General features: G+C 72.2%; 22 protein-coding genes. 13 read left to right on the forward strand and 9 right to left on the reverse strand.

Going from position 1 to position 21,610, the window contains the following annotated elements; translation table 11 throughout:
- Window positions 1-103: 103 nt before the first annotated feature.
- Both IH48_RS0103730 and IH48_RS0103735 read left to right on the forward strand, forming a co-directional pair.
- The gene (locus IH48_RS0103730) at window positions 104-1,207 is read left to right on the forward strand and encodes a zinc-dependent alcohol dehydrogenase family protein (RefSeq protein ID WP_051839031.1); all 1,104 of its coding nucleotides are present in this window, start codon (window positions 104-106) and stop codon (window positions 1,205-1,207) included.
- A 185-nt stretch (window positions 1,208-1,392) separates the two neighbouring features.
- Window positions 1,393-2,877, forward strand: a complete 1,485-nt coding sequence (locus tag IH48_RS0103735; protein WP_051839033.1) for an acyltransferase family protein — start codon at window positions 1,393-1,395, stop codon at window positions 2,875-2,877.
- Window positions 2,878-3,685: 808 nt separating this feature from the next.
- Here IH48_RS0103735 and IH48_RS0103740 read toward each other — a convergent pair.
- Window positions 3,686-4,552, reverse strand: a complete 867-nt coding sequence (locus IH48_RS0103740) for a helix-turn-helix domain-containing protein (RefSeq protein ID WP_030898987.1) — start codon at window positions 4,550-4,552, stop codon at window positions 3,686-3,688.
- Window positions 4,553-4,933: 381 nt separating this feature from the next.
- On the opposite strand from IH48_RS0103740, the gene IH48_RS0103745 reads away from it, so the two are divergent.
- Together IH48_RS0103745 and IH48_RS36530 are read left to right on the forward strand one after the other, a co-directional pair.
- On the forward strand, window positions 4,934-5,809 hold the full coding sequence (locus IH48_RS0103745) for a glycosyltransferase family 2 protein (RefSeq protein ID WP_030898990.1): 876 nt from the start codon (window positions 4,934-4,936) through the stop codon (window positions 5,807-5,809).
- A 140-nt stretch (window positions 5,810-5,949) separates the two neighbouring features.
- Window positions 5,950-7,254, forward strand: a complete 1,305-nt coding sequence (locus IH48_RS36530) for a hypothetical protein (RefSeq protein WP_199809879.1) — start codon at window positions 5,950-5,952, stop codon at window positions 7,252-7,254.
- 57 nt (window positions 7,255-7,311) lie between these two features.
- Here the strand turns inward: IH48_RS36530 and IH48_RS0103755 are convergent, their stop codons facing one another.
- From IH48_RS0103755 to IH48_RS0103770, 5 genes are all read right to left on the reverse strand, one after another.
- Window positions 7,312-7,800: an NUDIX domain-containing protein gene (locus tag IH48_RS0103755; RefSeq protein WP_030898996.1), complete on the reverse strand. Its 489-nt coding sequence runs from the start codon at window positions 7,798-7,800 to the stop codon at window positions 7,312-7,314.
- A gap of 221 nt (window positions 7,801-8,021) precedes the next feature.
- Window positions 8,022-8,198: a hypothetical protein gene (locus IH48_RS36140; RefSeq protein ID WP_158710242.1), complete on the reverse strand. Its 177-nt coding sequence runs from the start codon at window positions 8,196-8,198 to the stop codon at window positions 8,022-8,024.
- A gap of 143 nt (window positions 8,199-8,341) precedes the next feature.
- A complete protein-coding gene (locus IH48_RS0103760) occupies window positions 8,342-9,526 on the reverse strand; it encodes a helix-turn-helix domain-containing protein (protein WP_030898998.1) in 1,185 nt (394 codons plus the stop codon).
- Between the two features lie 152 nt (window positions 9,527-9,678).
- On the reverse strand, window positions 9,679-10,092 hold the full coding sequence (locus tag IH48_RS0103765; RefSeq protein WP_030898999.1) for a DUF6086 family protein: 414 nt from the start codon (window positions 10,090-10,092) through the stop codon (window positions 9,679-9,681).
- A 148-nt stretch (window positions 10,093-10,240) separates the two neighbouring features.
- The gene (locus IH48_RS0103770; RefSeq protein ID WP_030899001.1) at window positions 10,241-10,789 is read right to left on the reverse strand and encodes an AAA family ATPase; all 549 of its coding nucleotides are present in this window, start codon (window positions 10,787-10,789) and stop codon (window positions 10,241-10,243) included.
- Window positions 10,790-10,856: 67 nt separating this feature from the next.
- Here IH48_RS0103770 and IH48_RS0103775 point away from each other — a divergent pair, with 67 nt between their 5' ends.
- Window positions 10,857-12,101: an MFS transporter gene (locus IH48_RS0103775; RefSeq protein ID WP_051839040.1), complete on the forward strand. Its 1,245-nt coding sequence runs from the start codon at window positions 10,857-10,859 to the stop codon at window positions 12,099-12,101.
- Between the two features lie 51 nt (window positions 12,102-12,152).
- On the opposite strand, the gene IH48_RS0103780 is transcribed toward IH48_RS0103775, so the two are convergent.
- The gene (locus tag IH48_RS0103780) at window positions 12,153-12,764 is read right to left on the reverse strand and encodes a TetR/AcrR family transcriptional regulator (protein ID WP_078849433.1); all 612 of its coding nucleotides are present in this window, start codon (window positions 12,762-12,764) and stop codon (window positions 12,153-12,155) included.
- Window positions 12,765-12,849: 85 nt separating this feature from the next.
- Here IH48_RS0103780 and IH48_RS0103785 point away from each other — a divergent pair, with 85 nt between their 5' ends.
- The 5 genes from IH48_RS0103785 to IH48_RS0103805 all read left to right on the forward strand — a co-directional run bounded on the left by IH48_RS0103785 (window position 12,850) and on the right by IH48_RS0103805 (window position 16,913).
- Window positions 12,850-13,284 carry a nuclear transport factor 2 family protein gene (locus tag IH48_RS0103785; protein WP_234434108.1) on the forward strand — a complete coding sequence of 145 codons (435 nt, stop codon included), beginning with the start codon at window positions 12,850-12,852 and terminating at the stop codon, window positions 13,282-13,284.
- Window positions 13,285-13,366: 82 nt separating this feature from the next.
- A complete protein-coding gene (locus tag IH48_RS0103790; protein ID WP_030899009.1) occupies window positions 13,367-14,122 on the forward strand; it encodes an MBL fold metallo-hydrolase in 756 nt (251 codons plus the stop codon).
- Between the two features lie 98 nt (window positions 14,123-14,220).
- Window positions 14,221-14,871 carry a dihydrofolate reductase family protein gene (locus IH48_RS0103795; RefSeq protein ID WP_030899011.1) on the forward strand — a complete coding sequence of 217 codons (651 nt, stop codon included), beginning with the start codon at window positions 14,221-14,223 and terminating at the stop codon, window positions 14,869-14,871.
- Window positions 14,872-14,884: 13 nt separating this feature from the next.
- Entirely contained in the window at window positions 14,885-15,796 is a 912-nt protein-coding gene (locus IH48_RS0103800; RefSeq protein ID WP_030899013.1) for a bifunctional helix-turn-helix transcriptional regulator/GNAT family N-acetyltransferase, read from the forward strand.
- Between the two features lie 109 nt (window positions 15,797-15,905).
- Window positions 15,906-16,913 carry an ABC transporter substrate-binding protein gene (locus tag IH48_RS0103805; RefSeq protein WP_234434130.1) on the forward strand — a complete coding sequence of 336 codons (1,008 nt, stop codon included), beginning with the start codon at window positions 15,906-15,908 and terminating at the stop codon, window positions 16,911-16,913.
- A gap of 281 nt (window positions 16,914-17,194) precedes the next feature.
- Here the strand turns inward: IH48_RS0103805 and IH48_RS0103810 are convergent, their stop codons facing one another.
- Window positions 17,195-17,761 carry a GNAT family N-acetyltransferase gene (locus tag IH48_RS0103810; RefSeq protein ID WP_051839042.1) on the reverse strand — a complete coding sequence of 189 codons (567 nt, stop codon included), beginning with the start codon at window positions 17,759-17,761 and terminating at the stop codon, window positions 17,195-17,197.
- 352 nt (window positions 17,762-18,113) lie between these two features.
- On the opposite strand from IH48_RS0103810, the gene IH48_RS0103815 reads away from it, so the two are divergent.
- Entirely contained in the window at window positions 18,114-19,004 is an 891-nt protein-coding gene (locus IH48_RS0103815; protein ID WP_051839044.1) for a L,D-transpeptidase family protein, read from the forward strand.
- Window positions 19,005-19,029: 25 nt separating this feature from the next.
- Window positions 19,030-19,827: a YqjF family protein gene (locus tag IH48_RS0103820; protein WP_051839046.1), complete on the forward strand. Its 798-nt coding sequence runs from the start codon at window positions 19,030-19,032 to the stop codon at window positions 19,825-19,827.
- 55 nt (window positions 19,828-19,882) lie between these two features.
- Here the strand turns inward: IH48_RS0103820 and IH48_RS0103825 are convergent, their stop codons facing one another.
- On the reverse strand, window positions 19,883-20,419 hold the full coding sequence (locus IH48_RS0103825) for a TetR/AcrR family transcriptional regulator (protein WP_030899025.1): 537 nt from the start codon (window positions 20,417-20,419) through the stop codon (window positions 19,883-19,885).
- Window positions 20,420-20,509: 90 nt separating this feature from the next.
- Between IH48_RS0103825 and IH48_RS0103830 the strand changes: the two genes are divergently transcribed.
- Window positions 20,510-21,559, forward strand: coding sequence for an aldo/keto reductase (locus IH48_RS0103830; protein WP_030899028.1), 1,050 nt, complete (start codon window positions 20,510-20,512; stop codon window positions 21,557-21,559).
- Window positions 21,560-21,610: the final 51 nt, after the last annotated feature.

A 21,610-nucleotide genomic window follows, 5' to 3' on the forward strand; every position in this document is an offset into this window, starting at 1 on the left:
GGTGTGCGAATGCGCCGACTCTGCCGGCCTACGGTAGGCCCGGGACCGGCGCGGGCCAACCAGCACCGCCGTGCCCATAGGACCGGGAAGGGGCGTGACGGGGATGCGGGCCGTGGTGTTCGAGGAGTTCGGCGCGGTTCCGGAGGTGCGCGAGGTGCCGGATCCGGCGCCGTCGCCCGACGGTGTCGTCGTGCGGGTCGGCGCGACGGGCCTGTGCCGCAGCGACTGGCACGGCTGGATGGGCCACGACGACGGCATCGCGCTGCCGCACGTCCCGGGGCACGAGCTGGCGGGCCACGTGGTGGCCGTGGGCTCCGGCGTCGCCAACTGGCGGGTGGGGCAGCGCGTGACGGTGCCGTTCGTGTGCGCGTGCGGGCGGTGCCCGGCGTGCGCGACGGGCGACCAGCAGGTGTGCGAGGCGCAGGAGCAGCCCGGCTTCACGCACTGGGGCTCGTTCGCCGAGTACGTGCCGCTGCGCCACGCGGACGCGAACCTCGTCGCCGTGCCGGGCTCGATGTCCTTCCTGACGGCCGCGTCGCTCGGCTGCCGGTTCGCCACCGCGTACCGCGCGGTCGTGGAGCGGGCGCGCGTCCTGCCGGGCGAGTGGCTCGCGGTGCACGGCTGCGGCGGGGCCGGCCTGTCCGCCGTGATGATCGCGGCGGCGAGCGGCGCCCGGGTCGTCGCGATCGACGTGGCGCCGCGCGCGCTGGAGCTGGCGCGCGAGTTCGGCGCGGCGGTGTGCGTCGACGCCGCGTCCGTGCCGGACACGGCGGCCGCGGTGCGCGACGCCACCGGCGGCGGCGCCCACGCCTCGCTCGACGCGCTGGGCTCGCCCGCCACGTGCGCGGCGTCGGTCATGTCGCTGCGGCGCCGGGGCAGGCATGTACAGGTCGGGCTGCTGCCGGGCGACGGCACGCCGCTGCCGATGGACCGGGTCGTGGCGTACGAGATCGACGTCCTCGGCTCGCACGGCATGGCGGCGCACGCCTATCCGCGGCTGATGCGGCAGGTGGCGGCGGGCGCCCTGCGGCCCGACCTGCTGGTGACGTCGGTGATCGGCCTGGACGCGGCACCGGCGGCGCTCGCGGCGATGGGCGAGCGGGTGACGGCGCCGTCGCCGTCACCATCGCCGTCACCGTCGCCGGGCATGACGGTGATCACGCCGCGTTCGGCACTGCGGCCGGACCTTGCCCCACCCGCCGGGTAGGGTCGGGTCCGCCGTCTACTACGTGGACATGACATATCAGCCGAGTTCGGGACAGGCATAACGGACACACCCGGATCCGGCATAACGGTACGGCAAACTCACCGCATCGATACGGCCACTATGAGTTTTGGCTTAATGCATGGCGGACACCGTGTGGGCCCGCGCTTTCCGGGCACGGGCACGACGTGGACGCTACCCCTGGAACCGACACGGCAGCGGCCGGCCGCACACGCGACTCGGCCGAGGAAGCGAACGGCGGCGGCAGACGCGATGCCCGGCCGCAGTCCTGCGCGCCCGCGCGAGCCGCCCCCGGCTCCGGCGGGTCCGGCGGGTCCGGCGGGTCCGCGCAGGACGGTGCGTCAGAGGGGGCCGAGGCGTCCGCCGTCGCCGGTACGGGTGGCGGCCCCGGGTCCGACGCCAGCGCCTCGGGCGAGTCGCACGGCGGCATGCCCGTCCAGCCGAAACTCGCGGCGCCGGGCGGTGGGCGGGGTTTCCCGTCCGCGATCCGGCGCAGCGGGCGGGTGCCGGGCGTCGACGGGATGCGGACGCTCGCCGTCGGGCTCGTGATGGTCTACCACCTGGAGCCGGGGCTGCTGCCCGGCGGCTCGATCGGGGTGGACATCTTCTTCACCATCAGCGGTTTCGTGATCACGCGCCTGCTCGTCGCCGAGTACGCGCGTACGGGCAACGTCGCCATGGCCCCCTTCTACTGGCGGCGCTGGCTGCGGCTCGTCCCCGCGCTGCTGACCGTGTGCGCGCTGTGCGCGGTGCTGGCCGGGGTGACGAAGCTCGCCGGGTTCGACGGGGCGTGGACGTCGCTGCTGCTGTCCGTGACGTTCCTGGTCAACCTCGTACGGGCGACCGAGCCCGGGCCGTACTCGAACGGCACCGCGCTCCTCGCGCAGAACTGGTCGCTCGGCGTGGAGGAGCAGTTCTACCTGCTCTGGCCGCCGCTGCTGCGCGCGCTGCTGCGCAAGGTGCGTCCGCGCACCGTGCTGATCTGGGCCGGCGTGCTCTGCCTGCTGCCGGTCGCCTGGCGGTGGCTGCTGTGGAACCCCACCGAGGCGCACCGCATCTACAACGGCACCGACACGCGCGCCGACCAGCTGCTCGCCGGGGCGCTCCTCGCGATCGCCGTGGCCAGGCTGCGCCACGACGACCCGCGGCTCGCGGCGCTGCGGCGGTGGGCCGGGCGGCTGGCCTGGCCGTGCATGATCCTGCTCGGGCTGATCGTGTGGCAGATCCCGGTGACGGGCGCGACGGCGTGGACGGAGAGCTGGTACACGGTCGGCTTCCTGGCCACGGCGCTGTTCTCGGCGGCGATCATCGCAGCGCTCGAGCTGCGGCCGCGCTCGGCGCTCTCCTGGGTGCTGTCGCTCGCGCCGCTCGCCTGGATCGGGCGCAACCTCAGCTACGGGCTCTACCTGTGGCACTACCCGCTGGGACGGCTGATGGCCGACCTGGGTGTGACCCGCTGGCACCTGGTGGCGACGCTGGCCGCGTCGTTCGCCGCGGCGACCGCGTCGTACTACCTCGTCGAACGGCCGCTGAACCGGCGCTGGCGGCGCCGCGGTCCCGGCGCGTCGCGTGAGCGCCGCGCGGCGGCAGCGGGAGCGGGAGCGGCGGGCGCGGGCCGCGACCGCGAGCGGGAGGCGGTCGCGGTGTCGTGACCCACGGCGCGCGTGCCGCTGCCCACGGGGCGGTGCCGTGACCCACGGCGCGCGTGCCGCTGCCCACGGGGCGGTGCCGTGACCCACGGCGCGGGGGCAGCGTCGGGGCGGGGTCCAGCCCGGGCGGACAGCACCGGGCGGGTCGCGCCCGGGTACACCACACCGGACAGGTCAGGCCCCGGAAGCACGGCGCCGCGCAGGTCCAAGCCGCAGCAGACGGCACCGGACAGGTCCAGCCCGGGCACACCACACCGCGCGGGGCCGAGCCGCAGCAGGCGGAGCCCCGTGGGACCGAACCACCGCAGGCGGCACCGGGCAGAGGACAGGCCCAAGCAACCCACACCGCGCAGGTCAGGCCCGGACGCACAGCGCCGCACAGGCCCGAACCGCAGCAGACGGAGCCCGGTGGGTGCGAGCCACCGCAGGCGGCACCGGGCCGGGGCCGGGCACACCGCACCCCGCAGGTCCGAGCCCGAGCGGTCGGCGCCGCGCAGATCTAGCCCGGCACACCACACCGCGCAGGTCAGGCCCGGACGGGCGGCACCGCGCAGGTCCGAGCCCCAGCAGACCGCACCGGACAGGTCCAGCCCGGGCACACCACACCGGACAGGTCCGAGCCGCGGCGGGCTGCGCCGGGCGGGACCGGGCCACCGCAGGCGGCACCGGGCAGAGGCCAGGCCCAAGCAACCCACACCGCGCGGGTCAGGCCCGGACGCACAGCGCCGCGCGGGGCCGAGCCGCAGCAGGCGGAGCCCCGTGGGACCGAACCACCGCAGGCGGCACCGGGCCGGGGCCGGGCGGGGCGCCCTCAGCCCAGGTCGTCGCGGAACCGCTCCAGCAGCCGCCGCGTGCCGGTGGCGGACTCGGCCATGGCGACCATGCGGTCCATGGCCTCCATGTGCTCGGAGACCTCGTTCTCCTCGTCCAGGTAGAGCGCGCCGGTCAGGTACTCGATGTAGACCATGTCCGGGATCTCGGGGACGTCGAACCTGAACAGGACGAAGGGGCTGTACGTGCCCGGGTGGTGGCCCGCCCCCAGCGTCGCTATCTGGAGGGTCACGTTGGGCAGTTCCGTCATCTCCAGCAGCCGCTCGACCTGTTCGCGCATCAGCTCGGGGCCGCCGACCGGCCTGCGCAGCACCGTCTCGTCGATGACGGCCCAGAACGTCGGGGGCGCCTCGGCGCGGGTGAGGAACGACTGGCGGCGCATGCGCAGGGCGACCTGGCGCTCGACGCGCTCCGGGTCGGGCTGGCCGACGGCGCCGTTGATGAGGATCTCGCGCGTGTACGCCTCGGTCTGCAGGACGCCGGGCACGAAGTGCGGCTCGTACTCGCGGATGGTCTTGGCGGACTCCTCCAGGCTCACGTACCCGCCGAACCAGTCGGGCAGGACGTCGTGGAACCGCTGCCACCAGCCGGGCTTGTTGGCCTCTTCGGTGAGCTCCAGGTACGCGGTGATCTCGTCGGGCGCCACGCCGTAGGCGGGCAGCAGCACCTGGAGGTACGGGATCTTCAGCGCGACCTCGGCCGACTCCATCCGGCGGATGGTGGCGACGGTCACATGCAGGAACTTGGCCGCTTCCTCGCGGCTGACCTTCGCGCCCTCGCGCAGAGCCCGAAGCTGTCTGCTCAGGACGAGTTGACCGATCGTCGGGGCAGAACGCGGCTCACTCATGCCCACCCCTCGTCCGCCGTCCGCGCTGAACCATTCCGGCAGTCTGACACAAGGGGATCGCCGGCGGACCTGCACGGTACACATTGTTCCGCCGCCGTTCGCGTGCCCGCCGCAACGCGATCGCGACGTGACCGGAGGTGATCGTTCCACGCGGGGGCGCCCGCGCCGCGGCTTCGGTGCCGGATATGTGCCGAGTACGTGCCCGGTACGTGCCGGGTACGTGCCGGGCAAGGTGAACCCGGGGCGTCGGCGGCGATACCTTGCAGTGGCCTGACGGTGGAGAGGGCCCTATAGGCTCGGTACGACAGACCCCGCGGCCAGGAAATCCCGGCAGGCCGCCGGTATGCGCACGGGGCCCGAAGCAGAGCGGAGTGATGCGGCGTGACGCGACCACGCGTGGGAGTGGCCGTCCTGACCATGGGGACCAGGCCCGTCGAGCTGCGCGCGCTGCTGGACTCCGTCGCCAAGCAGCAGGAGCCCGCACAGCGGATCGTCGTCGTCTGCAACGGTGCGCCGCTGCCCGAGCTGCCCGAGGGGGTCACCGGCGTGGAGCTCCCGGAGAACCTGGGCGTCACGGGCGGCCGCAACGCGGCGATCGCGGAGCTGCGGAAGACGGGCGACGTGGACCTGCTCGTCGATCTCGACGACGACGGCCTGCTGATCGACACGGACGTGTTCACCCGGGTCGCGGACCTGCACGAGGCGGACCCGCGGCTCGGCATCGTCTCCTTCCGCATCGCGGACGAGACCGGGTACACCGCCCGCAGGCACGTGCCGCGGCTGCGGGCGGACGACCCGATGCGGGGCGGCGAGGTCACCACGTTCCTCGGCGGCGGCCACTCCCTGTCGATGGAGATGCTGGCGGGGATCGGCGGCTGGCCCCAGGAGTTCTTCTTCGCCCACGAGGAGACGGACATGGCCTGGCGCGCGCTCGACGCGGGCTGGACGATCCGCTACGAGCCCGAGCTGGTGCTCCAGCACCCGCGCACCTCGCCCGCGCGGCACGCCGTCTACTACCGGATGACCGCACGCAACCGCGTCTGGCTTGCGCGCCGCAACCTCCCGGCCCCTCTCGTCCCCGTGTACCTGGGCACGTGGATCCTGCTGACGATCGCCCGCACGCGCTCGGTCTCGGGCCTGCGCGCCTGGTTCGGCGGCTTCGGCGAGGGCATGCGCAAGCCGTGCGGCGCGCGGCGGCCGATGCGGTGGCGCACGGTACGCAGAATGACGGCGCTCGGCCGGCCCCCGGTCATCTGACGCCCACTCCGCCGCCCACTCGGGCCCGCGCCCCGAACCGCCACCGCCACCGCCACCGCCACCGCCATGTAGCGTGGCGGCGGTTATCGTCCCCGGCCTGCCGGGCCGGGTGACCGGTCGCACGGAAGGGCAGGCGGCACATGCGGGCAAGCGGGACCGGATCCGGATCCGGTGGCGGACCGGAGAACGGGACCACGTCACGGCGGCGGATGCTCGCCCTGTCCACGGGCGCCGCGCTCGCGGTCTCGGGGCTGGCAGGCTGCGGCGCGCACGGGCACGGTCACGGGCACGGAAAGCGCGGTCACGGCCGCGCGCCCGGAGCCGGCGGTTCCGCGAGCACATCGCCGTCGCCGTCCGGCGCGGGCCGGGTGAGCGCGCCGCCCGCCTCGGGCGTCCTCGCGGCCAACGTCAACGAGTCCCTGGACAAGATCGACCACGCCGAGCTCGCGGCCGTCTCCGCGACGTGGATACGCGGCTTCTACCTGATGTCCAAGGCCGACCGGTCGGATCCGGCGGCCAGGACCGGGACGGCGAAGCTGCTCCAAGCAGCCTCCAACGGCTACGGGACCGTGCTCTCCACGAAGTTCCAGTACCACGGCACGCGGCTCCCCGAGCCCGGCACCGCGGCCATGGACACCGCCCTGGCCAGGCTCGACAAGGTGCTCGCCGCCGTGCTCGGCAAGATCGACATCCTCACCATCGGCAACGAGCCCTTCTACGAGACGAGGCCGGCCGACCGCGCCACGTCCCGCATCAACGACTTCTACGAGGCGCTCGCGCAGCACGCCGCGAAGTACCGCAGCGCCCACTTCGGCGCGCACTGCAAGACCGCCCTGTACATGGGCGCGCTCAACCGCCTTGAGGACCCCGCGTTCCGCAACGCGCAGACGAGGCGCTGGATGACCTTCGCGGCCGGAAACACCGACATCGCCGGCGTGGACATCCACCCGCACGTGACGAGCATCGGCGCGGCGCGCGAGTACACCGACTTCGTACTGCCGTACCTCCGCGCCGACCAGAAGTTCCTCGCCACCGAGTTCTCGCTGGTCAAGCTCTGGAAACAGCACATGCACGACCCGGTGGACGCCTCCTTCACCCGCGCCTACGGCACCCCGGCGGGCACGCGCGTGTGGCAGGTCATCCACGAGGCCGCCAACAACCCGTTCACGGAGGGGAAGTGGAACGACTTCCTGCTCTCCAACAGGTGGTTCGCGAGCCACAAGACGTTCCTCACCAACGAGATGGCGCGCCTGCGCGACACCGGCAAGCTCGCCGTGGCCGCCTACGGCATCACGCAGGGCGGCCCGATCCGCGACTTCGGCGCGAGCAGCTCGCCGTGGGTGCTCAACAGCGTGTTCTGCCCGTACGTCTGCCGCACGGCAACGGACGGCCTGCCCGGCCGCGACCGCACCTGGGCGACGGCCTTCAAGGCGGCGCAGGGGTAGCGCCCGGCGCGAGGTGCGTGCAGCGGCCTCAAAGAGGCATCCCAGAGGCGAGAGAGCTCAGGTCTGCGTGCCCCGGAACGCGAGATACCGGCCGAAGACTTCGTGGCTGTCGGGGGTGAAGCGCCAATCCAGAAGGGCCGACCGCAGCTCCGGCTCGGTCAGCCAGCCATGCCAGGCGACCTCATCGGGATCGGGGATCACGGCGTCAGGCAACACGGCCTCGTGCACGCCGAGCCAGTGAGGGCTCAAACCGCTTCGGTTGACGAACGTGAACAGCAAGCGCGGTAGCACACGGATACCCAGCTCCTCGGCCAACTCCCGTGCGGCGGCCTCTTCATAGGACTCGCCGACATTCGCGGCGCCACCGACCACGACCTCATGGAGCCCGGGGAACCGCGGCACCTGCTCCGACCGCCGGTGGACGAGGACCCGGCCGCTCTCGTCACGACACAGCGTCACGGCGACCCGATGCAGCCAGCCCTCCCGGATGGCCTCCCGACGGCTGACCACCCCCAGTACACGATCTCGACCATCGACGCGCTCCACCAGTTCATCCACGATGCACACCCTTGCAGAGCCCACCGACAACGCCGTTTCTCGGCCAGTCGCAGACTCGGACGAAGAGCATCTGCGCAAGGCGCCGGCGCCGGACAGGGGGCGCTCGGTCTGGTGGGGGTGCTTCCAGATCGCGGTGACGCCGTGCTCCTCGCAGTAGGCCCCGTGTTCGTCCTCGATGGGGAAGTCGTGGCCGCCCTTGTAGCACTGCGTCATCTGGCACCGCCTGGCAGGCAGCCCTGGTGTGCGCGGAGGAAGATCCGCACGCCGTCGGTGTCGTGGCGTACGCCGAGGTCGACGGCGCTACCGGTCGATACGGGCAGCCCGCAGTACGCGCATGCCGCGCCGCGGCGCTGTTCGTCGGACAGGGCAGGCTCTGTGAGGGGCACGGGTGGTGCGGGGGGTTCATTGCCCCGGCTTCGGGCCATGGTCGGCTCCAGGTCGAGAAGGACTGGTGACGACATGGTGGGCGGGCGACAAGGCCCCGACTATCACGGATTGTTGATAGCCGGGGCCAGAAGGTAGCGGGCTGTCAGGCGCCAAGCCAGGAGCCATACGAGAGAAAGGACTCCGGGAGTTGGCGCTTCGCTGCCTCCAGACCGGCGTACGTCTCCCGTACCGTCGCGTGATAGCGCGCCTGTTGAGGCGCGGACTTCCGAGCGAGGAGCAGGTTCTTGAACGCGCTGTCCAGCTCCCCGGTCCACATCTGTGCCCGGGCCAGCTCGGCATAGTGGTGGCTTCGCCGTGAGGCCGGCCAGTCCGCACCGAACCTGATCCGGCCGCCGACGGCCGCCGCATCCCCGTACTCGTCCAGCTCGGCGGACACGGACACCCGATGTACGGCCACATTCGTCGGCCCGAAGGACAGCCAGTGCACCCTGACGGCCTCGCCGGTGCGGTCGGCAAGCGTGTCCGCCTCTGCGAGGTGGCCATCCGCACGGGCCTTGTCCTGCGCTCTCGCGGCCATGACCGCGGCCCCAAGGTGCAACTGTCCGGTGACGACGTCGCGCTCTCGGCTCGGGTCGCTCTGCTGCAGTGTCGACAGGCCTAGGTCGACCAGGCGGTCACCGGTGCGGAACTGGCCCTCTCGTAGGTAGGTGAGGGCACGCATGTACCGGTACATACCGCCGATCACAGCGCTCGACCCACGCTGCGCCGCCCAGTCCATCCGGGTCAGCGCCATGCTCGCGAGGTCTCCGAACCCGAGCTTCGTGGTGACGTCGTAGGCGGTGCGGTACGTGGACGCGAGCAGCAGCCACCCCTGAGTGGTGGGCGACGTGTGCGCCGCAGTCGTCACCTCCTGGATGAGGCCGGGCACCTGGCCTGCCGCCTTCTTGATCTCACCCGCACGGACGTCGGCGAGCAGCTGCTCGGCATCGTCGGCCAGCAACTGGTGGGGGCGGGGGACGATATCGGGGTCGGGCCCGAGGTCGTACACGTCCAGCGCCTCGCGGATCGGCCGGATCAGAACGTCGAGTTCGTCGGCGCGCAGCTCACTGGCGTACGGCTGTCCGGTGACAGTGGCAACGTCCACGCGCATGGCACGCGCGAGACTGGCGATGACGTGGGGCGTCGCGGCGATGACCCCTTGCTCGGTCTTGGTCAGGGTGCTGTACGGCACCGTGGACAGGTCGGACAGAGCCCGTTGGGTGAGGTGACGTTCCAGGCGCAAGCGCTTGATGCGTGCGCCGGTGTGGTCATGCGGCAGAGCGTGCATACCGGCTCCTGTTCTGACTCGACACCAGAACGGTACCCGTCGGCGATGAACGCGTGCCCCTGCAAGGCCACCGCTCCAGGCAGCGCCGTGGCGCCTTCTGAGTACGCAAGCAGCGAGCCCATGTCGTCGCAGACATACCCCGGCGGACGCAGTCAGGCCGGCATGTGACGGGCGAGCTCTCGCGTCGTCTGCCGCAACGCGGCTGTACGCCCCCTTGCGTGAGGATCCGACGTCATTGGGAGATCGTCACGCTCGGCGCCCTCGACCGCCTGCCAGTTCACTTCGATGTTCGCCCTCTCGGCAAGGACGAGCGTCGTGGCGACGAACCCTTCGGACAGAGCGACCATCACGGCGTGCCCCGTCCTGCCGTGCCAGGCGAGCAGGGCATTGACGAACGCTGCGAACACGACGGGATCGATCTGGCACTCGTCTGCCTCCATGGGCCCGATACCGGACGGCAGACCCACTTCGGCCTGATGGGCGGTGACCTGGGTCATGAACAGCCGGGACGCGCTGTTGGACGGGTTCCACAGGGTCTGATCGCCCACGTCGTAGTACTGGCTCAAGCGGAACTCCCCGTACGGGTCGGATCAGGTGAGGATCACCTGACATTACGGGTAGCCGATCGACTGATGCATCGGTATTACGGGACACGACGGTCTGCCGGGCGGACGCATGTTCACGAGTACGGACCCACCCCGGCCCAGAGGGCCCTCACCCGGTGGACCGGGAGATCACCGAGTCGATGGTTGCGACACGCTCGGGCAGGTCGGCGGCCGGGATGTCGATGAGCTCGTACCCGAACGCGCGGTAGCTCTGCTCGTGGATCTCTTCGAAGACCAGCGACTCGTGGTAGCTGATCCGGCGGGCCGCGGTGGGCTCGCAGAAGCCCAGATTGCGCACGAAGAGCACTTGCCGCTCGTAGACGTCCATGGAGGTGATGCGTTCGAGCTCCGCTGCCAGCGCCCGTGACACCGGCCACCCCAGGTAGGTGGCGAGCGCGTGAGTGCAGACCGGGGAGCGGTCGTACACCTGGACCGGGCTGGTGGTGACGGCCGTCTCCAACTGCCGCTGTCGTTGCATCGCGACGATCTCGTCGATGAAGGACGCCCGTGTCCACGGCTCGTCCACGCCCCGCGCCTGCGACCGCGCGATGACCGAGGTCGCCGCCTCCTCGACGACCTCGTGGCCAAGCTCGGCAAGGCGCCGCAGGATCGACGTCTTGCCCGCACCTGGCGTGCCCGTGAGTACGTACCGCCTCATTGATCCGTAAGCCTTTCGCTGGTGGTCACATTGGACACGCGTGCCGTTCGAACCTAGAACGGAACCCATGTCCGCATTCCGCCTGCTGCTCCTCTCCACGCTCGGGGCTTTCGCCAACTACGCGCCGCTGCTGCCCGTCGTCCCCGTCTGGGCCGCGCACGGCGGTGCCTCGTCGGCCGGGCTCGGGGCCACGACCGGTGTGACGATGGCGACGACCGTCGGGGCGCAGTTCGCGATGCGGCGGCTGATCCCGCGGTTCGGGCTGCGGCGCCTGGCCGCCGCCGGGTCGCTGCTGATGGGGCTGCCGACGTTCGGATACGTCGTCTCGGACGCGCTCGCGCCCGTGCTGGCCGTGTCCGCGGTGCGGGGCGTCGGGTTCGGGATGGTGACGGTGGCCGGGAGCGCGCTCACCGCCGTCCTCGTACCCGCCGAACGGCGCGGGCGGGCCGTGGGGCTGTACGGGGCGGCGATCGGCGTCCCGCAGCTCGTCGGGCTGCCGCTGGGGCTGTGGGCGGCGGAACACCTCGGTTTCACGGCCGTGTTCGTCGTCGCCGCGCTGCTCAGCGTGGCCGCGGCGCCGCTGGCCTGGGCGATCCGGGAGCCGGACGCCTCCGCCTCCGCGACGGCGACCGCCTCCGCCGACTCCACCGCGGCGCGGCCGGTCCCGCCGCACATGCCCGGCGCGGGGCGCGAGCTCGTCCGGCCCACTGCGCTGATGGTGGCCGCGGCGATCGCGCTCGGCGTGCTCAGCGCGTTCCTCGCGCTCACCCCCGGGGTCTCCTCGGCCACCGTCTCGGGTGCGCTGTTCCTGCTCCCGGCCGGGATCACGGCCGGCCGGTGGGCCGCCGGGCACTGGTCCGACCGGCACGGCGCCGGCGGGCTCCAGCTTCCCTCCGCCGCCGCGTCCGCCCTCGGCCTCGGCGCCCTGGCCGCCTCCGCGGCCGGCGGCTCCGCCGCGGGCGTCCTCGCCGGGGCCGCCCTCTACGGGCTGGGCTTCGGGGCGCTGCAGAACGACACGCTCAGCGTGATGTTCCTGCACACCGACGCGCACCGGGCGGGGACGGTGTGGAACGTCGCCTACGACGGCGGCACCGGGATCGGCTCGTTCGGCGGCGGAATGGTGAGCCACGCGACGGGCGTACCGGGCGCGTTCGCCACGGCCGCCGCCGTGCTCGCGGCCACGACGGCGGCGGCGGTACGCCGCAGGCGCGCCGCCGGGGGCACGGCGTCCGCGCACGAGGTCACGGCGGCGTCGGCGAAGGTACCCCGGCCGGGTGGCGAAGCCAGTACGTGTTCGCGAGATCGACGATGAGGAGGGCAGAGGGCTGCCGGCGAACGTGGCCCAACACGACGCCGGCCGGGTTCACGGGGTCGCCGCGCCGGCGTCACGGGTCCCGAGGGTCAGTGCCCGGGTGAGTGCGGCGCGGATGTCGTCCGCCAGGGTGCGCGGATTGTTGCCGAGGCGTTTGGCGGTCTGAAAGCAGGCAAGCGCGATCTGGCCGGCGAGGACGGCGGCTGCTTCATCGGATCCGCGTCGGATGAGCAGTTCGCTCAGCTTGTCCCCGAGCTGCTGCATCTTCACGGCGTCGCGGTCGCGCAGTTCCGGATGCTGCTCGATCAGCGCGAAGTGGCGCGTGTAGGCCGCGGGGTCGGCGGTCGCCCGGGCGCACAGGGCGAGCAGGACCGGGCCCAGCTGCTCGACGGCCTCGGTGACGCTGCGCGGAGTCGGCGCGCGGTCCGCCCGGCCGGCCTCGGCGACCAGGTCGAGCAATTCCTGCTCCCTGGCGAACACGACCTCCTGCTTGTCGCGGAAGTGGCGGAAGAACGTGGTGCGTCCGACCTCGGCGCGTTCGGCGATGTCGCCGACCGAGACGCCGTCGAAGCCGTGCTCGTGGAACAGCTCCTGGGCAGCCTCGATGATGCGCTGCCGCGCCTGGCGCTGCTTGCGTTCGACAAGAGGCCGCGACGAGGTCATGCACGCAGCATACCCCGGGCGGTTGCCGTACCGTACGGAACTGGGTATCTTTTGGTACGCAGTACCAACACGAACGGAGAATCAGATGATGCGCGAACTGACCACGGAAGACCACCGGGCCATCGACCGGACCCTGGCTCTGACAGGGCACATCTTCGACCGGGGCGAGCTGGACCGGCTCGATGAGATCTTCACGCCCGAGGCCGTCTACGACCTCAGCGACGTGGGAGCCGGTACGTTCGAGGGCATCGCGGCGATCAGGGACGGCGCCGTCGCACTCGGCGCGGGCAACCCCGTCGCGCACCACATCACGAACATCGTGATCACCGGTCACGAGGATGACCGCGCCACCGCGCAGTCCAAAGGACTCATCATCATGGCCGACGGATCCGTCGGCAGCGTGACGCACCGCGACACCCTGCGGCGCGAGAACGGCAGTTGGCGGATCAGCCGGCGCGCCATCCTGGCGCAGCGCACACCGCTCGGCGGCCTGCACCTGACGCACGCGTCCGAGCGCTGAGCGTGCGCTCCGCCCGCGGGGACGGAACCGCGCCCGGCCCGCCCGCCTCAATTCCCTTCGCTCGCCCGACGAGGAAAACCCCATGACCGAGCCGCTCGTCATCACCCGGATCACCCACAGCTGCCACCTGATCCAGATCGGCGGCCTCACCGTGCTGACCGACCCCTGGTTCTCCCAACGCGCCTTCTACCACCCTGGCGAACCGATCGCCCTGCGGCCCGAGGCACTGCCGCGCCTCGACGCGGTCGTGATCAGCCACGAGCACTACGACCACTGCGATCTCGATACCTTCAGCCGCTACCCCCGCAAGGACGTGCCGCTGCTGGTCGCCGGACCGGTCCTCGGGAAGGCCCGTAAGGCGGGATTCAGCGACGTCCGCGCGCTCGACCCGTGGCAGTCCGCGCGGGTCGGCGACCTGACCGTCTCCGCGGCACCCGGCAAGCACGGCGTCCACGAGGTCACCTACGTGATCAGCGGCGGCGGGCGCAGCGTCTACTTCGCCGGAGACACCCTGCTCATCCCGGAGCTGCACACCCTCACCGACCGCTACGGCCCGCTCGACGCCGCGCTGCTCCCCGTCAACGGCCTGCGCACCCGGATACCACGCAGCAGGCAAGTCGTCATGAACGCCGAAGAGGCCGCCGAACTCACCGCCCGCCTCCGCCCCAAGATCGCCATCCCACAGCACTACGCCTTCACCGGCGGCACCGTGGGCGACGCGCTCTTCCTCAAGAGCGACAAGGATCCCGCCCTCTTCGTCGACGCCGTCCACCGCCTCGTCCCCGACGTCCCGGTCGAAGTCATCAACCCCGGCGAACCACTGACCATCCCCCACTGACCCGAGCCGGCCGCCCGGCACGGCGATGAGATTTTCCGGCCCGGGGAGTCCCACCCTCGTCATCACCGTCACCATCACCGGATCGCCGGAGGCAATACGTGAAGCAGCTACTGAGGGTGCAGAACTTCAACGTCTCGAGTGACGGAATCGGCGCCGGGGAGGACCAGACCCTGGAGCGGCCCTTCGGCCATGTCGACCCCGAGAGGCTGTTCGCCTGGGCCGGCGCCACGGCGAGCTGGCCCATGCGCAGCGACCCCGGCGGGAGCCGTGGCCTGGACGACTACCTCACGCGGGATTACGGACGCAACATCGGCGCCGAGATCATGGGACGCAACAAGTTCGGGCCCCAGCGCGGGCCCTGGCAGGACGACGAGTGGCGCGGCTGGTGGGGCGACGAGCCCCCGTTCCACTCGCCCGTGTTCGTCATGACGCACCACGAGCGTCCGTCGCTCACCCTCTCCGACACCACGTTCCACTTCGTCGACGGCGACCCGGCCACGGTCCTCGAACAGGCGCGGGAGGCCGCGCGGGGCAAGGACGTGCGGCTCGGCGGCGGGGCCACCACCATCCGGGAGTTCCTCGACGCCGACCTCGTCGACAGCCTGCACGTGGCGGTGTCGCCGATGAAGCTCGAAACCGGGGTGCGCCTGTGGGAGTCACCCGACGAGCTGCTCGACCGGTTCCATCTGGATGTCGTGCCGAGCCCGAGCGGAGTGACGCACTACCTGTTCTGGCACCGTAATCTCTGACTAGAGTCAGGCAATGGACGAGACGCAGATTCAGCAGGTGCGGCGGTTCAACCGCACCGTCACCCAGCGCGTGGGCGTGCTCCACGATCACTACCTGGGCCGCGACCGGCCTGTCGGCGAGGCGCGGCTGCTGTGGGAGATCGGCGGGCACGGGCAGGACGTGCGGCGGCTGCGTGAGCGGCTCGGGCTCGACTCCGGGTACGTCAGCCGGCTGCTGCGGTCCCTGGAGGACGACGGCCTCGTCGTCGTGGAGCCCGTGCCGGGCGACCGGCGCGTGCGGAGCGTGCGCCTCACCGAGGCGGGGCGGGCCGAGCACGCGCTGCTCGACGCCCGCAGCGACGAACTCGCCGGGTCGCTGCTCGAACCGCTCAACGCGGGGCAGCGCGCCCGGCTCGTCGCCGCCATGGCCGAGGCCGAGCGGCTGCTGACGGCCGCGACCGTCACGCTCGACGTCGTCGACCCGGCCCACCCCGACGCCGAGAGCTGCCTGCGCCACTACTTCGAGGAGCTTGCGGAACGCTTCGAGACGGGGTTCGACCCGGCGCGCAGCCTGCTGCCCGACGCGGGCGAACTCCGGCCGCCGCGCGGCCTGTTCCTGGTGGCCAGGCTGCACGTCGAGCCGGTCGGCTGCGCCGGGCTGAAGCTCCCGGCGGGCGCCCCCGCCGAGATCAAGCGCATGTGGGTGGCGCCCCGCGCCCGCGGACTCGGGCTCGGCCGCCGCTTCCTCGCCGATCTTGAGGCGCGCGCCGCCGAGCACGGGCGCGAGGTGCTGCGGCTGGACACGAACAAGACGTTGTCCGCGGCGATCGGGCTCTACCACTCCGCGGGGTTTGAGGAAGTGCCCGCCTTCAACGACGAGCCGTACGCCCACCACTGGTTCGAGAAGCGGGTGGCGGCAGCGGGCCGCGCCTTCCCGTGCACGTAACACGGCTGGGCTGAAAGGGACTTGAGACGCCGTCCCGGCGTGGGCTAGGTTCGGTGGGTTAGGTTCACCTAACTTCGTCGTACCGGCTGAGGGGGAGGCGCTGATCGTGGTGTTGTTGCGACGCAGTACGCGCGTCGGGGCGGGGGCCGTCGCCGTCGCGCTCGGGGCGGCGCTGGCCGCCTGCGGCGGGAGCGGGAGCCCCGGCGGGGACGGCGGCGGGGGCGGGGCCGCCGCCTCCGGGAGCGGCGCGCACACGCTGAAGACGGCGATGGGCAGCGTCACCGTGAGCGCCCATCCGCACCGCGTCGTCGTGCTCGACACGGACGCCCTGGACTCCGCCGTCACCCTCGGCGTCACGCCCGTCGGCGCCACCAGCGTCGCCGCCGGGGCGCCGCTGTCCACGTACCTGCCGAAGTCGCGGCTCGCGGGCGTGCGGTCCGTCGGCGTCATCGGCTCCCCCGACCTGGAGGCCATCGCGTCCCTCAAGCCCGACCTGATCCTCGGCAGCAAGGCGCGCGACGGGAAGAGCTACAAGGAGCTCTCGAAGATCGCGCCAACCGTCTTCACCAACACCACGGGCCCCACCTGGCGCGCCAACTTCACGGTGCACGCCCGCGCACTGGGCGAGACCGCGCGCGCCGCGCGCGTCGAGCGCGACTACACGGCGCACGTGCGGCAGGTCGTGCACGCGCTGGGCGGGCCCGCCAAGGCCAAGGCCACCAAGGTCGGTTTCGTGCGGTTCGTGGAAGGCGCCGACATCCGCCTGTACCTCAACGACACGTTCGTCGGCTCGATCTTCCACGACCTGGGCCTTGGCAGGCCCGCCGACCAGGACAAGAACGGGTTCTCGCTGGACGTGAGCCCCGAGCGGATCGACAAGGCCGACGCGGACCTCCTCTTCTACTCGACGTACGGCGACCCGAAGAAGGCCGGGGAGACCGCCGTCGTCGCGGGGCCGCTGTGGCACGGGCTCACGGCGGTGCGCGCGGGGCGCGCGTTCCGGGTGGACGACAACCTCTGGATGCTCGGCATCGGGTACACCGGCGCCGGGCGGATCCTCTCCCAGATCGAGTCCGACTGGTCCAAGGCGGCGGCCGCTCCTGCCGGGACCGGCTGACGCGCATGTCCCCGGCCTGCGGGCCGAGCGCGCCCCGGGACCCCGCCCCGGACGCCGGTGGCGGGCCGGGGGCCGCCCGCGGCCCGTACCGAGCCGGGCGCCGCCCGCTCGCCCGGTGCAACGCGGAACTGACACCCCGACCTGCGGTAGCGGGCTGACGCCACCGTGCCCCGCCACCCGCGCGGGGCCGGGCCCCGCCCCCTGGCGGGGGCTGAGGCAACCGCGCTTCGGGCGGGCGATGCCGGGCCGGGAAACGGCCATTGGTGGCGGGCCCGGCCCGTTCAGGCGCGCAGGGCGCGGCCCCAGATCTCGGTGGCCCGGCCCGTGCCGACGGACGGCACCTGCGTGTCGTCCGCGCCGGCTGTGCCAAGGCGCACCCAGCCCCACGAGCGCAGCGCCGCGAGCGCGCCCGCGTTGGCCGGGTCGACGCGCGTGACGGCGAGCGCCGCGTCCGTGCGGGTGAGCAGCGCGTCCAGCAGCCGGCCCGCCACGCCCGTACGCCTGAACGGGGGACGTACGGTCAACTCGGCGAGCGCGAACACCTGGCCGGAGACCGTCAGTTCCTCCACGTCCCATGGCTCGTCCGAGCCGAGCCCGCGCCACCAACCGCCCGACCTGTCGATCAGGTACCCGTACGCGTGGCCCGCGGTCCTGCCCGCCGCGCCGGCCACCACCATGTCGAAACCGTCCCTGGTGAAGGCGCGGTTGAACGCCTTCAGGAACGCCTGCCGGTCGTCGTACTCCGCGCCGTGCGCCCGCCGGTACGTCTCGATGAACTCGTCTGCGAGCTCTTCCTGCTGCTGCTCGGCCTGCCACCTGCTCAGATGGCGCAAGAAGACTTCTGCCACGTGAGGTTGTCCTCCCACCTGGGCCCGTGCGGACCGTGAACGTCTGCGTCCATCGTCGCAGGACGGACGGCGGCCGGGAAACCGCAGCGGGGATCTTTCACAGCGCGATGGGGGTTCTTCGTATTGACATACAGTGACGTTCGGCATGCTTGCCGTCACCCGCCGTGCACGGGGCGGCTATTGTGTGCGGGACGGCGCGGGACTGCTTCACGAGACCGCTTCGGGTGTCGCAGGACAGCTGAGGGACACTTGACCCACCGGGTGCCGCGCCGGCACCCGCAACAACAGGAGCCGCCGAAAGGCCCGTACACCTCGTACGGGCGGGCGGCCTCGTACCGCGAAGGGCTCGTCCATGTCTCTGCCGTCCGTCCGCCCCCGCCTCCGCCGCGCGCTGCGCGGCGGGCAACGGCCGGCGGCCGCACTGCTGGTCGGGGGACTGCTGCTGGCCGGCTGCGGCACCGCAGGCCCGGCATCCGTCCACCACGACGCGGCGGGCGACAAGTCGGCGGGCAGTCCCGAGTCCGACGCGGACGGCGGACGCGGCGGGCACGGCGGCCAGGGCGCGCAGTCCTCCGACGACGGCAAGGGGAACGCGAACCGCTCGGAGACGCGCTCCGCGCTGACCGCCCGCATCCCCGACCAGTCCGCGCCCACGCTCCCCGGCGTCGGCCCCCTGATGACCGGCGAGATCTCCCCGTCGACCCGCCAGGCCGTCCTCGTGACGGGCGCGGACAGCGACACCAACACCGCCACCTTCCGCCTCTACGAGCGCGACAGCGCGGGCTCCCCTTGGCGGCCCGTCACCGACGTGTGGCGCGCGCACAACGCCCTGCACGGCTGGACGCGGCACCACATGATGGACGACCGCCGCTCGCCCGTGGGCGTCTTCTCGCTCACGGACGCCGGCGGCAAGCTCACCGACCCCGGCACGCGGATGCCGTACGACCACAGCTTCCACTTCACGGCCTACGGGTACGGGTTCCACGGGGAGCCGCTCTCGGGCGCGTTCGACTACGTCGTGGCCATCAACTACAACCGCGACCCGGGCACGAGCCCGCTCGACAAGGACAAGCCGATGGGCGACGCGCGCGGCGGGGGCATCTGGATCCACGTCGACCACGGCGGGCCCACGCAGGGCTGCGTCTCCATCTCCAAGGACCACATCAGGAAGCTGCTGCGCCTGCTCGACCCGGCGAGCCACCCGGTCGTGGTGATGGGCGACGCGGCGTCACTCGCGCGCTGACGCCTCGGGTTGCGATGGTGGGGGCATGCGCGGACGCGAGGCACGTGACGGCGGACCGCCCGGGCCCGTCGGCACCGAGCCCGTCGTCCCCGAGCCGCCCGGCGGCCATCTGCGGCGCCCGCTGCTGACGCAGCAGTGGCGTGACCTGGCCATGCTGCACTGGGCCGTCGATCCCGAGGCGGTGGCGCCGCTGCTCCCCGCGGGGACGGTGCCGGACGTCTTCGACGGCGCGGCCTACGTGGGGCTGATCGCGTTCCGGATGCACCGGGTGGGGTTCTTCCGGCTGCCCGGCGTGCCCTACCTCGGCACGTTCCCTGAGACGAACGTGCGGCTGTACTCCGTTGACGGGCGCGGCCGGCGCGCCGTCGTGTTCCGGTCGCTCGACGCGTCACGCCTCGTCCCGGTGCTGGTGGCGCGCGCGTCGCTGCGATTGCCGTACATGTGGGCGCGGATGCGGATCAGGCAGGACGAGCCCGGCGTGTTCACGTACACCAGCGGGCGGCGGTGGCCGGGTCCCGTGGGCGCCGCCACCCGGATCGGCGTCCGGGTCGGCGAGGCCATCGCGGAGCCGACCCCGCTCGAACACTTCCTGACCGCGCGCTGGGCGCTGCACACGACCGTGCTCGGCCGCCTCATGCACCTGCCGAACACGCATGCGCGCTGGCCGCTGCACCGCGCGGAACTCCTCGACTGCCGCGAGACGGTGATCACCGCGGCCGGGCTCCCGGCGCCGGTGGGCCCCCCGGCGAGCGTGCTGTACTCGCCCGGGGTCGCGGTCCGCTTCGGCCACCCGGACCTGCGGGCGGGCGGCGGACGGCGCTGAGGGGGCCGTCCGCATCGCGGACATGGGCGGGCCCTGCCGTGGGGTGTCCCCTTCCCTACCGGTGCGTGCGGAGTCCGTCGAGGATGAGTGCGAGCATGCGGGGCGACCGGTCTTCGGGTCCGGACGCGGCGCGCCAGAGTGCACCGGTGAGCTGGAGGAAGTCGCCGGGGTCGGCGTCCGCGCGGATGGTTCCGTCCTTCTTGCCCGCGTCGAGGAGCTGCGTGATCGCGGCGATGACCGGCCCGTAGGTCTGTTCGGTGATCGCCTGGTGCGCGCCGGGGCTGAGCGCGTCGCCGAGGCCGTGCTTCCTGCGCATCGCCTCGACGAGGTCGGTCGTCCAGTGGCGGAGCGCTTCCAGCGGCGGCTTCCCGGACAGCAGCCCGGGCACGGTGCCGGTAATGCGCGCGACCTCGTCCTGGTAGACGGCGAGAGCGAGTGCTTCGCGGGTGGGGAAGTTGCGGTACAGGGTGCCCGGGCCCACACCGGCGCGCTGGGCGATCTGGTTCATCGATGTGCTGCCGTCTGCCGCGAGTGCCTCGCGGGCGGCGGCGAGGATGCGCGCCCTGTTCTCGCGGGCGTCCGATCGGACCACTGGACCTCACCTTGCCGAGTGCCACCTTGCTATGTGGAGACCTCTCCACTACGTTATTCGGAGAGCTCTCCACATAGCTTAAGGAGCACCATGCGATACATCAAGCTCGGCACGACCGGCCTGGACGTGTCCCCGATCGCGATCGGCGCGATGACCTACGGCGAACCCGACCGCGGCCATCCCGTCTGGTCGAAGTCCGAGGACGAGGCGCGCCCGCTCATCGAGCACGCGCTGGCGGCAGGCATCAACTTCTTCGACACCGCGAACATGTACTCCAACGGGTCCAGCGAGGAGATTCTCGGCCGTGCGCTCAAGGACTTCGCGGACCGCGACGACATGGTGATCGCGACCAAGCTCAGGCATCCGATGCGGCCAGGACCCAACGGCCGCGGCCTGTCACGCAAGGCGATCATGACGGAGGTCGACCACTCCCTGCGCCGCCTCGGCACGGACTACATCGACCTCTACCAGATCCACCGCAACGACCACGCGACTCCGTGGGAGGAGACCCTGGAAGCGCTCAACGACCTCGTGAAGACCGGCAAGGTCCGCTACCTCGGTGCCTCGTCCATGCACGCGTGGGAGTTCGCGAAGGCGCTGCACCTGCAGAAGCAGAACGGGTGGGCGCGGTTCGTGTCGATGCAGGACCACTACAACCTCCTCGCGCGGGAGGAAGAGCGAGAGATGCTCCCTCTGTGCCGGGACGAGGGCGTCGGCACGATCGTCTGGTCACCGCTGGCCCGGGGCCGCCTGGCCCGCGCGTGGGACGACGCTCGCTCGTCGGTGCGCTCCGAGACGGACGGGGCGTACGCGGACCTGCTCTACTCGCCCGCGCAGGAGGCGTCCAACCACGCGATCATCGACGCGGTCGGGCAGGTGGCGGCCGCTCACGGCGTCAGCCGCGCACAGATCGCGCTCGCCTGGCTGCGCCGCCGGCCCGTCGTCACCGCACCGCTGGTCGGCGCCGGCTCCATCCGGCAGATCGACGAGGCCGTGGCCTCCCTCGACGTCACGCTCACCGAGGACGAGGTGCGCGGCTTGGAGGCCCCGTACACGCCGCGGCACGACTGGCAGGGTGTGTCGGACGAAGCCGAAATGGAGGCCATCCGCAGGCGTGTGCCACAAATGGCGCTCTCCTGAACCACGTCGCCGCCCCGTCGCGCACACGGCGACGGAGCGGAGACGGTTCGG

Origin of the sequence: Streptomyces sp. NRRL F-5126, assembly GCF_000721265.1 — a bacterium.
Classification (GTDB): Bacteria; Actinomycetota; Actinomycetes; order Streptomycetales; family Streptomycetaceae; genus Streptomyces.